Source organism: Paenibacillus plantarum (genome assembly GCF_013141695.1).
In the GTDB taxonomy this organism is placed as follows: domain Bacteria; phylum Bacillota; class Bacilli; order Paenibacillales; family NBRC-103111; genus Paenibacillus_E; species Paenibacillus_E plantarum.
Genome location: NZ_WHNY01000092.1, coordinates 77,059 through 89,550, shown reverse-complemented (window position 1 = coordinate 89,550; position 12,492 = coordinate 77,059). Strand labels below are relative to the sequence as shown.

Genomic DNA, 12,492 nt, shown 5'->3' with positions numbered 1-12,492 from the left:
GAATATAGATCATAGCCAAGTAGAGGTGGAAATGTGCTAAAGGATTTATTTCAAAAGCGAAAATATGCAACGATTCCTTCCGAGAGAACGAAAAGGGATATTCCTGAGGGTTTAATGAATAAATGTCCGAAGTGTGGCACGATTCAAACAAGCAAAGAGCTTGAAAAGAATCTAAAAGTGTGTACGTCTTGCGGTTATCATTATCGTTTAAGTGCATCCGAACGAATCCAACTTACGCTCGATGAAGGTCAATTTGTAGAATTTGATGCGGATATGATCTCCGAAGATCCCTTGCAGTTTCCTGATTATGTCGAGAAATTGGACAAAGCCAAGAACGCAACGAAACTTCAAGATGCGATTATGACGGGTCAAGGAACAATTGGCGGATATCCGGTTATCGTTGCTGCGATGAGCTTCGATTTTATGGGAGGCTCGCTAGGTTCCGTTGTCGGTGAGAAAATGACGAGAGCCGTCGAAATTGCGATTGAGAAAAAGCTTCCGATTCTCATTTATTCCACATCTGGTGGCGCACGTATGCAAGAAAGTATTCTTAGCCTTATGCAAATGGCCAAAACGAGTGCAGCATTGTCCAGACTCAGTGAGGATGGCGGATTATTCATATCTATTATTACAGATCCGACGTTCGGCGGGGTTTCGGCGAGCTTTGCGATGCTTGGCGATATTATTATTGCAGAGCCGGCTGCTTCGTTTGGTTTTACGGGCCGTCGTGTTATCGAGCAAACGATTAAGCAGAAGCTTCCAGATAATTTCCAAACATCTGAATTCAATCTCGAGCACGGTCAGCTCGACAAGGTCGTCTGCCGCAAGGATATGAGACCGACGTTAATTAAGCTGCTCGACATGCACGGAACGAAGGAGGAGGCGACTTATGGCGGGTGAAATGCCGTTTGAACAGCCACTGGCGGAACTAAAAAGCAAAATTGCAGAGCTGCGTAAATTTGGGGCAGAGAAGCAAATCGACTTTTCAGAGGAAATTCGTCGTTTGGAAGAAAGATATGCGCAATTAGAAGATGAATTGTATACAACGATGACGTCTGCGGAGAAAATGCAATTAGCACGTCATCCGCAAAGACCGACGACGATCGATTATATTAATACGATTTTTACGGATTTCATCGAGTTTCATGGTGACCGCTTATATGGGGATGATCTAGCCATCGTTGGTGGACTGGCAAAACTAAACGGGGTAGCCGTGACGGTTGTTGGTCACCAAAAAGGGAAAGATACGAAGGATAATATCGCACGTAATTTCGGATGTCCGCACCCGGAAGGATTCCGTAAAGCGCTCCGTTTGATGCGTCAAGCTAACAAATTTAAGCGTCCTATTGTGACATTTATTGATACCAAAGGGGCGTTCCCTGGGAATGCTGCGGAAGAACGCGGTCAAGGAGAAGCGATTGCCAGAAATCTACTGGAAATGGCCTCTTTTCGTGTGCCGATCATCTGTATCGTTATCGGAGAGGGCGGCAGTGGCGGCGCTCTTGCATTAGGTTTAGGCAATAAGGTGTTAATGTTGGAGAACGCGATCTATTCGGTTATTAGTCCCGAAGGCGCGGCTTCGATTCTTTATAAAGATGCTTCTAAAGCATTACACGCGGCAGAAGCTATGAAAATTACGGCTGATCACATCCTTGAACTCGGTGTCATCGATGGGATCATACCGGAGCCAAAGGGCGGCGCTCACCGGGATTTAACAACACAAGCCGAACATATTAAATCAGCGATCTGGGAACAGCTTCAGCAACTGCTAAGTTTGAACGAACAGGAGCTGCTCGAGGACCGTTACCGGAAATTTAGAGATATCGGTCGGTTCACATTCACTCAGGAGGGTAACAGTAACCATGCGTAAAACGAAAATTGTCTGTACGATTGGACCAGCAAGCGAATCACAAGAGAATCTCAAAAAGCTTCTAGAAGCGGGCATGAACGTTGCTCGTCTTAACTTCTCCCATGGAGATTTTGAAGAGCACGGTGCCCGTATACGCAACCTTCGCGCTGCATCCGCCGAGACTGGTAAAATAGCTGCTATTTTGCTGGATACCAAAGGACCGGAAATCCGTACAGGTAAGCTAAAAGAAGAGCCAATTGAGCTTGTTCAGGACAAGCATATTATTTTGACAACCGAAGAAATTCTAGGGGATACAGACCGTATCTCAGTTACGTATTCGGATCTGCCGCGTGATGTTAAAGTCGGATCAACGATTCTGATCGATGATGGTTTGATCGGTCTTACGGTTGTTGAAATTCGTGGAACAGAGATCGAATGCCGTATCGTCAATGGCGGAACGATCAAAAGTAAAAAAGGTGTTAACGTACCAGGCGTGAAAATCAGCCTTCCCGGTATCACAGAAAAAGATGCGAATGATATTGTGTTTGGTATCGAACAAGGTGTAGATTTCATCGCAGCTTCTTTCGTGCGTAAAGCAAGTGATGTCATGGAAATCCGTGAATTGCTGGAGCGTCACAACGCTTCGCATATCCAAATCATCTCCAAAATCGAAAACCAAGAAGGCGTTGACAACCTTGACGAAATTCTTGAAGTTTCTGACGGTTTGATGGTTGCTCGTGGAGATCTTGGTGTTGAGATTCCTGCTGAGGATGTGCCCGTTGTTCAAAAGCAAATGATCAAAAAATGTAACATCGTTGGTAAACCGGTTATTACCGCTACAATGATGCTAGATTCCATGCAACGTAACCCGCGTCCTACACGTGCGGAAGCAAGTGACGTAGCGAATGCGGTATTCGACGGAACAGATGCAGTAATGTTATCTGGTGAGACAGCAGCTGGGAAATATCCAGTTGAATCCGTTGAAACGATGGCTCGTATTGCTGAGCGTGCAGAAGCGGCTTTGGAATATAAAGAAATTTTCCTTCGTCAAGCGCAAGCGCAACAAGTAACCGTAACAGAGGCGATCTCACAAGCGGTAGCGAACTCTGCTTTGGAGTTAGGCGCGAAAGCGATTCTAACGGCAACAGAAAGTGGCTATACAGCGCGTATGGTATCCAAATACCGTCCGAAGTCCCCGATTATCGCAGTTACACCAAGTGAGCAAGTGATTCGTCGTTTATCCCTAGTTTGGGGTGTAATCCCTGTGATGGGCGTAGAAGCGAAAACAACGGATGAGCTATTCAACCTAGCGGTAGAGAGCTCCATCAAAACAGGTATCGTTTCCCTTGGCGATATCGTTGTAATTACAGCAGGCGTGCCAGTAGGCCGCTCTGGAACAACGAACCTAATCAAGGTTCATCACGTTGGTGAGATGATTGCCAAAGGAACAGGCATCGGAATGCAAACGGCGACAGGTACTGTTGTAACGGCGCGTACACCGGAAGAAGCTAACGCGAAGATGGTAGACGGAGCTGTGCTTGTAACAGTTTCAACAGATAAAGAGTACATGCCGGCTGTTCAAAGAGCATCTGCCTTGATTACCGAAGTGGGCGGCATCACGTCTCACGCGGCAGTCGTTGCACTTAGCCTTGGAATTCCAGTCATCGTAGGTGTGGAAAATGCAGTAGAACTAATTAAAGACGGTACAGAAGTTTCCATTTACCCAGAAGTAGGTGTTATCTACTCAGGTCAAGCGAGCGTTCTGTAAGCGAAGCGATAAGGAAGAGTGAAGCAAGAGTACGATCTTGCTTCACTCTTTTTTGGCGTCTGTAGCGCCAAATTTATAGCTGCGACCAACCTATGATATAATGAGGATACCAATAGTTATCGGGAGGATCAGCATGACTCAGGAACGGTGGCATCAACAACAGCTGCGTGTGCGTTATCAGGAGACGGATCAGATGGGGGTTGTGTACCATGCCAATTATTTGACTTGGTTCGAAATCGGCCGTACAGAGCTTATACGATCCCTAGGCTATCCCTATCGTAAAATAGAAGAAATGGGACTCTTACTTCCCGTTACAGAAGCGGATCTCAAGTTCAAGAAACCAGCACGATACGATGATCTCGTGGGTATCTATACAAGCGTGTCACAATCAAGCAGCGTGCGGCTGCAATTCGCATATGAAATTCGAAGAATAAACGACGATCTCACCGAAGAATTGCTGGTGACTGGAACAACTGGTCATGTTTGGGTGAATCCTTCTTGGAGGCCCGTACGTATAGAGAAGGAAGCGCCAGAATTGTGGCTGCTTATTGCGAAGTATACTGAGGACGGAGGCTAAACCTATGTTTCGTTGGATTATCGCTATTCTTATTCTTGTACCAGCTGTAGAAATTACCATGTTGATCATGCTTGGACATCTAGTCGGAGGTTGGATGACCTTCCTGTTAATCATAGCGAGCGGTTTCTTAGGTGCTTACTTTGCGAAGCGAGAGGGACGCAAGGTGATGGAGTATGCGAAGTTCGAGTGGTCTCAGGGGCAGCTGCCAGCGCAGCAAATCCTCGATGGGATTTGTATTTTCCTTGGAGGGATTTTGCTCATTACACCGGGATTCATTACGGATATTCTAGGTTTCCTGCTCGTCTTTCCTTACACAAGACCGATTTTTAAAGTATTCCTGCTGGCGATCATACGTAAGCAAATCGGCAAAGGCAACATGCACATCATCAATCGCAGATAAGCTAAGAGTAAACGAAAGGCTCGGTCATCCTCCTATTCAGGAGGTGCCGAGCCTTTGTGTATGTATGCTGCAATATCGTGGAAGATTCTTGCCCGATAGAAAGCGGTTATTAGGATAAGGGAGACAGGTCCAACGATGAGTCCCAACAGCCCAAATAGTTTTAACCCCACGAACATCGCAATAAGTGTAGCAAGTGGATCTAGGCCGACTGAGGAGGCTAAAACCTTGGGCTCCATAATTTGCCGCGCGATCACAATAACGCCATACAGGACACTGAGCCCAATACCCAGCATGATATTCCCTTGAGCGAAGAAAACATAGAGGATCCATGGCACCATCACTGCGCCTGTTCCCAGATACGGCATCAGGTCCGCTAAACCAGTTAATAAGCCGATGGTGATCGCATAATCAACTCGGAGTATTAGCAAGCCGATGATCACGACGAGTGCAGTGAGCGAAACGAGTATCAGCTGAGCTCTTAAATAGCCGAACAAGGCTTTCTGTAAATCCGTGCGGATCAATTTGGTCGTTTTAACAATCACGTCAGAAAAGATTCCCTTATAGCGTTTGATGAGCCCGTACCAGTCTTTACTGATGAAAAAAGTGGCCAACATGACGATGATCGTGATCGTTGCGATATTAGGCAGAGAAGTCAGGAAAGCTTTGAGTGCTGCAAACGTATAAGTGATGACCAATTTACTAATGTCGGCAATAGAACCAGCTGTGGAGGAGAGATTCGTGTTAACAGTCTCCTGATATTTGGGATTATTTTCAAAAAACTCATTCACGCGTTCGATCCATTGCTGGAAAGTGACTGAATTAATGAATACATTAAATTCCTCGACCCACCGATTGATCTGAAGTTGAATCGTATCCGCAAGGGAGCCTAGTTCCACGACAATATTAGCAACAAGCAAGGTGATAATCGTAACCATCGCACCTAAGAAGAGGAGCATGGATAACGTGACAGACAGCCACCGTGGCAGTTTTAATTTGAATTGAAAGAAATTAACAAGCGGATTAAGCATAAGTGCGATAATCCAACCAAAAATAAAAGGGTAAATGAGTGGAATGATATAGTAAAAGGCAATAGCTAGTAAGAAGAGAATTATGGCCACCCATATGCCTCTGAAAATTTGGTGAACCAGTCGCGGATTTAGGATACCCATGGTAGGAATCACTCCTTGTTTCAAGTCATTTATATTGTAACATGAACGTGGATAAATACGGAAATATCATGATCTTTACAAAATCTTAATATATTGAAATACGGGGAATTGGATTGTCGCCTCCCTAATACGCATAGTACAATGAAGATATTAGATCACTAAAAATGGAAAAATACTGGAGGATTTATGAGTATTGCGCGCGAACCAGAACTGAAGGATGTTAAAGAACTCAAAGAAGTCAAAGAAGTCAAAGAGATTTCAACCAAGTACTTAAATCGTGATTTGAGCTGGATCGAGTTCAATTGGCGTGTGCTTGAGGAAGCGCAGGATGCGAGTACACCACTACTAGAGCGTGTGAAATTTCTGTCGATCGTATCGAGCAACCTCGATGAATTCATGAGTGTTCGTGTCGCAGGACTCAAGGATCAGATTAAGGCTGGCTATACCAAAAAGGATTTCACCGGCTACACACCGGCAGGACTCATCAAACGCATTATGAAGCGCACGGCGAAAATGGTAACAGAGCAGTACAAGACATACCGAGAAGTGACGCGGCTTTTGATGAAGGAAGGCATTGTATTTACCGAGTATGAGGATCTAAACACGTCTCAGAAAAAAGCTATGGATGCCTACTATCATGACATTATATTCCCTGTATTGACGCCGATGGCAGTCGATCAGAGCCGTCCTTTTCCACTTGTACATAATCAGTCTTTATATTTGGCCGTTTTACTTGTACGCGAAGGTGAAGACTTGGATGAGGAGCCTTATTTCGCAATCGTCCAAATTCCTAGTAACTTAGCACGCTGCATACCTGTTCCAACCCGTTCCAATAGTAAAAAGACAGAATTTATTCTGCTTGAGGAACTGATTGAGCATCACATTCAATCGCTATTCAGCGGGTATACACCGATTTCTGTACATGGCTTCCGTGTCACGAGAAATGCGGATCTAACGCTTAACGAAGAAGGCGCGGAGGATTTGCTGGAAGAGATCGAAAAGGAGCTTAGACGCAGACGCTGGGGCTCTCCTGTGAGGTTAGAGGTACAAGAGGGGATTCATCCCTACGCGCTTGCCCAATTGCAGGATGAGTTTGAGATTGAAGAGCAAATTTTTGAAATCGACGGTCCTTTAGATATTACTTATTTTATGAAGCTCGCAAGTACGTTGAATGGTTTTGAAAATCTGCGTTATCCGCGCGTGGTGGCCAAATACCCGGTTGAGTTTGAGGATGAAACTGACTTTTTCAGCATTCTCAAAATGAAAGATGTCCTCGTTCATCATCCGTACGAGACATTTGATGCGGTGACGGACTTTATCGTCCATGCCGCTTATGATCCACACGTATTGGCCATCAAGATGACCTTATACAGGGCGAGTGGTAAATCGCCGATTATTCAGGCATTGGCTAGAGCGGCTGAATCCGGTAAACAAGTGACGGTAGTTGTCGAACTGAAAGCAAGGTTCGATGAAGAACGGAATATCGCTTGGGCGAGAATGCTGGAGAAATCGGGCTGCCACGTCGTTTACGGGCTAGTCGGACTCAAAACGCATGCCAAAATCACACTTGTCGTTCGTCAGGAAGAGCATACGCTTCGTCGTTATGTTCATGTCGGAACAGGTAACTACAATGACAGTACGGCTCGGCTCTATACGGATGTAGGCTTGTTCACGTCCAACAGTGTGATTGGAGAAGATGCTTCAGCGCTATTCAACGAAATCACGGGCTATTCTGCCCCTCATGATTGGCAATCCTTTGCTGTCGCGCCAACGGACTTGAAAGATAAGTTGTTTGAGCTCATCGCACGTGAATCGGCGCATGCTAGAGCTGGTCGTCCAGCTCGGATTATTGCGAAAATGAACTCCCTATCGAATCAAGAAATGGTGGATGCGTTATACGCGGCGTCACAAGCTGGCGTGAAGATCGAACTCATCATTCGAGGCGTCTGCTGCTTGAGGCCAGGTGTGCCTGGTCTAAGTGAGAATATTACCGTGCGGAGTATTGTAGACCGATTCTTGGAACATTCGCGGCTTTACTATTTCGAAAATGGGGGACATGTCGATGTCTATCTGTCTTCGGCAGATTGGATGACGCGTAATTTAACCCGGCGAATTGAGTTGATGTGCCCGGTTTTGGACAGAGATATGAAGAAAATGATGATTCAAATTCTAAACGTAACGCTCCATGATAATGTCAAAGCGAGAGAGCTCATGCCCAATGGGATGTATACGCGCATAAAAAATGAACTGACCCCTTATCGGAGCCAGTTCGAGGCAATGCGAATTACTTCATGGAAAAGACTTCGGATTGAATCTTAAGCTTAATGCCCCAGATTTTATCGAAATCTTTGGTGAATGTGTTCAGCTCCTTGAGTTCCAAGAAAGGGTTGTGCGCACAAAGCAGATTAAGATTCATGGAAGTATCATTACGTTGGATACGGATGTCCGCATGGATGGGTTGTGTCTCGCTGGCATCCATGGCCATGGCAAGCTTAAGGACGGCACCAAGCTTAATGATTAAGTTAACATCGGATTCCAGTAATAGGTCCTTGTAAACAAGTGCCTGCTGCTGGGTCCGATTTTTTGTTTTGAATGTGGCGATGAGCGAAGCGATGACAATCTCCCGATGACTGAGGCCGTCAATATGTGCTTCTTGAATCATATATTCGGTGTGCTTCAAGTACTGGTAGTAATGGACGCTCACACCAATTCGGTACAAAAGAGCAGCTGTGTGCAGCAACAGCCTACCGCGTGCATCTATATCTGTCGATGGTGCTAGCGCATCGTACAGTTGCATGGCTAAGATATCGACATGCCGAACATGTGCGACAGCTGCATTCGGGTGGAGTGTCAGTATATTCTGAATGCTGGCTTCCAAAACGTTAGCTTTCACCGGTTGCTTCGGATTATAAGTTTCAAAGAAAAGTCCGTCGCGTAAGCCAGATCCACTGATGAAACAAGATGAGGATTTCGCGGCTTCGAAGATCGTCTCTAGAATAAGCAGGCCAGGCACAATAATATCGACTCGTTCTTTGGCGAGGCCATCGATTTTTTTCCTTTTTTCAATAGTTAATGTGGATAAAAGTATCGAAAATTCTTGAAGTTCACCTGGCTTCATGACGTAATTGTGAGCCAGTTGGAGCGGGTAATTATTTCGCTTGCGGCTCATTTTGCCAAGTGTACGGATCGTCCCACCTAGGCCAACCATAGGAAGATTAGGGGATTGCATAATCCATGGCTGAGATGCGATGGCTTCATGTACCATTTTGCGAATATCAGCCATCTCTTGATCCGTTAAATTAGCGCCCTTCATAAATTGACGCGTGGTATTCACGGCACCGAAAGGAAAAGAGACACTTTGGACTAACTCCCGATCTTTTACTAAAGAAACTTCCGTGCTTCCTCCACCAATATCAATAATCATGCCATTGCGGATATCCATCGAGTTAATGACGCCTAAATAACCATACCGAGCCTCCTCGAAGCCGCTCAGAACCTCAATCGTGAGCCCTGTTTGTTCCTCGAGAATACGTACGATTTCTGACGTGTTGGCAGCGTTACGAACTGCGGCAGTAGCAACGGCTCGAACAGTTGTAACAAATTGAGACTGGCATAACCTGGCATAGTGGGTTAAGATAGGAACGATTGAAATAATATCTTTGTTATGTAAGATGCCATCAGGACCCATGCGTTCGCTAAGTCTTGCGGAATCTTTATGCTCACTTACAACGCGATAAGCTCCATGGGCATTTATTTCATAAATGACAAGTCGGATGGAGTTGGATCCGATATCGATGATGCCAATCCTAGCTGCAAGGTTGCTCATTGTGTCGCTCCTTTATAACTTAATTCACGGATTCATTCCTTACATTGTATCAATCTCGCACAAGGTCTACAAATTTTTCCGCGCACATTGCATAATTCGAGAAAATTAACAAAAACTTGTATCGTGTGTTTGGAAACTGTGTACGAAAAATGGTGTAAAAATTCCGCCAAAAAGAATTTCTATGGTAGTGATAATTTACTTCTATGACCTCTTTTGTTCACTTACCAAGTAAAATACTTTATTATTAAGAGAAGAAAACAGCAATATTATGCTAATAGAGTAGCTAAGGAGAGATTCCCATGTCTGCAACCAAAGGTTTAGAAGGAATTGTAGCCACAACCTCGTCGATCAGCTCCATTGTAGATGGCGTGCTTACGTATCGCGGGATTGATATTGATGACCTCGCAGAAAATGCGACTTTTGAAGAAGTTATTTACTTACTTTGGTTCGGTAAATTGCCTACTCAAGCTGAGCTTGAGAAATTGCAAAGCGACCTGAACGCATACAGCCAAGTACCAGACGCGGTAATTGATCTTATTCGTACATTCCCGAAAGATGTGAATTCCATGGCTGCGCTTCGTACAGCAGTTTCTGCACTTGCCCTGTATGATGCCGAAGCAAATGATTCAAGTTCGGAATCCAATGTGCGCAAAGCGATCAAATTGCAAGCGCAAATCCCTGCTATTATCGCGGCATTCGCACGTATTCGTGAAGGCAAAGAGCCAGTAGCTTCCCCAGGATATTCTTCTGTAGCTGCTAACTTCTTGTTCCAACTGACGGGTAACGAGCCGGATAAAGTTGCCATCGAAGCGTTGGACAAAGCATTGGTACTTCATGCTGACCACGAGTTGAATGCATCCACATTCGCTGCGCGTGTAACTGTAGCAACACTGACAGATATCTACTCAGGTATTACTTCCGCAATCGGCACACTCAAAGGACCTCTTCACGGTGGTGCTAACGAAGCGGTAATGGTTATGCTTGAAGAGATCGGTACTGTTGAGAACGTTGTTCCTTACATTAACGGTAAATTAGAGCGCAAAGACAAAATCATGGGCTTTGGTCACCGCGTTTACAAAAACGGCGATCCTCGTGCAAAGCACTTGCAAAAAATGTCCTATGAGCTTGGCAAATTGACAGGTAACCTGAAATGGTACGAAATGTCCATTAAAGCAGACGAGTTGGTAACAGGTCTTAAAGGTTTGAAACCAAACGTTGACTTCTACTCGGCATCCGTATACACGACGCTAGAAATCCCACGTGACTTGTTCACGCCGATCTTCGCGATCTCCCGTACTTCCGGTTGGGCAGCTCATATTCTTGAGCAGTACGAGAACAACCGCTTGATCCGTCCTCGCGCTGAGTACACAGGTCCAGTTAACCAAAAATATATCCCAATTGGCCAACGCTAATTGTTAGTTCTTTAAGCTCAAGGTGCGGGTAGTTCGGTACCCTACCCCAGGTATCTGGGGGAGTACTGTAACTCCCGTCACTTTTTGTGTGCCTAGCTATGCACAGCATATAGAAAAGAAATCATTTTCATACAAATTTGAGGAGGAACTATTCACATGCCACAATTCGAAACTTACGAGCTACCAACAGAAGGACAAAAAATCACGATCGAAAACGGTGTACTTCAAGTCCCGAATAATCCAATTATCCCTTTCATCGAGGGTGACGGTACAGGTCCTGACATCTGGGCAGCTTCCGTACGCGTTCTAGATGCAGCAGTTGAGAAAGCATACAAAGGCGAGAAGAAAATCGCTTGGTACGAAGTATTCGCTGGTGAGAAAGCATTCAATAAATTCAACAGCTGGTTGCCAAATGATACGTTAACAGCTATGCGCGAATACATCGTGTCCATCAAAGGACCTCTAACTACACCAATCGGTGGCGGTATCCGTTCCCTGAACGTGGCACTTCGTCAAGAGCTTGATCTTTACGTTTGTTCCCGTCCAGTTCGTTACTTCGATGGCGTTCCATCCCCAGTTAAACGTCCTGAGCTAGTTGACATGGTTATTTTCCGTGAAAACACAGAAGATATCTACGCAGGTATCGAGTGGGAAGCTGGTTCCGAAGCAGTTAAGAAAGTAATCTCCTTCTTGCAAAATGAAATGGGCGTTAACAAAATCCGTTTCCCTGAAACTTCAGGTATCGGTGTTAAACCAGTATCCTCCGAAGGTACAGAGCGTTTGGTTCGCGCAGCTATCGAGTACGCAATCAAACATGGCCGCAAAACGTTAACATTGGTTCACAAAGGTAACATCATGAAGTTCACAGAAGGCGCGTTCAAAAACTGGGGTTATGAGTTGGCTGAGCGTGAATATGCTGATAAAACATTCACATGGGCACAATACGATCGTATTAAAGAAGCAGAAGGCGCAGAAGCTGCAAACAAAGCACAAAAAGATGCAGAAGCTGCTGGCAAAATCATCGTAAAAGATGCGATCGCTGACATCGCGCTTCAACAAGTATTGACTCGTCCAACTGATTTCGACGTAATCGCTACATTGAACTTGAACGGTGACTACCTGTCTGATGCACTTGCTGCACAAGTTGGTGGTATCGGTATCGCTCCAGGAGCTAACATCAACTACTTGACTGGTCACGCAATCTTCGAAGCAACTCACGGTACAGCTCCTAAATACGCTGGTCTTGACGTTGTTAACCCAGGTTCCGTAATCCTTTCCGGCGTTATGTTGCTTGAGCACCTTGGCTGGTTGGAAGCTGCTGAGCTGATCTACAAAGGCTTGGAAACATCCATCAACAACAAAACCGTTACTTATGACTTCGCACGTTTGATGGAAGGCGCGAAAGAAATTAAGTGCTCCGAGTTCGCGAACGAAATCATCAAAAACATGGCTTAATTCGTGCCTATCGTTGAGTTAGACAAAAGATTATGA

At 45.2% G+C, this 12,492-nt stretch carries 10 protein-coding genes; 8 read left to right on the top strand and 2 right to left on the bottom strand.

Annotation, left to right across the window (positions count from 1 at the left end; all coding sequences use genetic code 11):
* Nucleotides 1-33: 33 nt before the first annotated feature.
* The 5 genes from accD to GC096_RS36485 all read left to right on the top strand — a co-directional run bounded on the left by accD (nt 34) and on the right by GC096_RS36485 (nt 4,594).
* Nucleotides 34-900 (top strand): acetyl-CoA carboxylase, carboxyltransferase subunit beta, encoded by an 867-nt coding sequence (gene accD, locus GC096_RS36505; protein ID WP_171637896.1) that lies wholly within the window; start codon nt 34-36, stop codon nt 898-900.
* A complete protein-coding gene (locus GC096_RS36500; protein WP_171637894.1) occupies nt 890-1,870 on the top strand; it encodes an acetyl-CoA carboxylase carboxyltransferase subunit alpha in 981 nt (326 codons plus the stop codon). Before accD ends, GC096_RS36500 begins: the two co-directional genes overlap by 11 nt.
* Nucleotides 1,863-3,617, top strand: a complete 1,755-nt coding sequence (pyk, locus tag GC096_RS36495) for a pyruvate kinase (protein ID WP_171637892.1) — start codon at nt 1,863-1,865, stop codon at nt 3,615-3,617. The genes GC096_RS36500 and pyk overlap by 8 nt, the downstream gene beginning before the upstream one ends.
* A 133-nt stretch (nt 3,618-3,750) precedes the next feature.
* Nucleotides 3,751-4,194 (top strand): acyl-CoA thioesterase, encoded by a 444-nt coding sequence (locus tag GC096_RS36490; RefSeq protein WP_171637890.1) that lies wholly within the window; start codon nt 3,751-3,753, stop codon nt 4,192-4,194.
* 4 nt (nt 4,195-4,198) lie between these two features.
* Nucleotides 4,199-4,594, top strand: a complete 396-nt coding sequence (locus tag GC096_RS36485; protein WP_171637888.1) for an FxsA family protein — start codon at nt 4,199-4,201, stop codon at nt 4,592-4,594.
* Nucleotides 4,595-4,626: 32 nt separating this feature from the next.
* On the opposite strand, the gene ytvI is transcribed toward GC096_RS36485, so the two are convergent.
* The gene (gene ytvI, locus GC096_RS36480; protein WP_171637886.1) at nt 4,627-5,763 is read right to left on the bottom strand and encodes a sporulation integral membrane protein YtvI; all 1,137 of its coding nucleotides are present in this window, start codon (nt 5,761-5,763) and stop codon (nt 4,627-4,629) included.
* 186 nt (nt 5,764-5,949) lie between these two features.
* On the opposite strand from ytvI, the gene GC096_RS36475 reads away from it, so the two are divergent.
* Nucleotides 5,950-8,082: an RNA degradosome polyphosphate kinase gene (locus GC096_RS36475; protein ID WP_171637884.1), complete on the top strand. Its 2,133-nt coding sequence runs from the start codon at nt 5,950-5,952 to the stop codon at nt 8,080-8,082.
* On the opposite strand, the gene GC096_RS36470 is transcribed toward GC096_RS36475, so the two are convergent.
* Nucleotides 8,048-9,589 carry a Ppx/GppA phosphatase family protein gene (locus tag GC096_RS36470; RefSeq protein ID WP_171637882.1) on the bottom strand — a complete coding sequence of 514 codons (1,542 nt, stop codon included), beginning with the start codon at nt 9,587-9,589 and terminating at the stop codon, nt 8,048-8,050. The genes GC096_RS36475 and GC096_RS36470 overlap by 35 nt on opposite strands.
* Before the next feature lie 299 nt (nt 9,590-9,888).
* Here GC096_RS36470 and citZ point away from each other — a divergent pair, with 299 nt between their 5' ends.
* Both citZ and icd read left to right on the top strand, forming a co-directional pair.
* The gene (citZ, locus tag GC096_RS36465; protein WP_171637880.1) at nt 9,889-11,001 is read left to right on the top strand and encodes a citrate synthase; all 1,113 of its coding nucleotides are present in this window, start codon (nt 9,889-9,891) and stop codon (nt 10,999-11,001) included.
* Nucleotides 11,002-11,157: 156 nt separating this feature from the next.
* The gene (icd, locus tag GC096_RS36460) at nt 11,158-12,456 is read left to right on the top strand and encodes an NADP-dependent isocitrate dehydrogenase (RefSeq protein WP_171637878.1); all 1,299 of its coding nucleotides are present in this window, start codon (nt 11,158-11,160) and stop codon (nt 12,454-12,456) included.
* Nucleotides 12,457-12,492 lie beyond the last annotated feature (36 nt).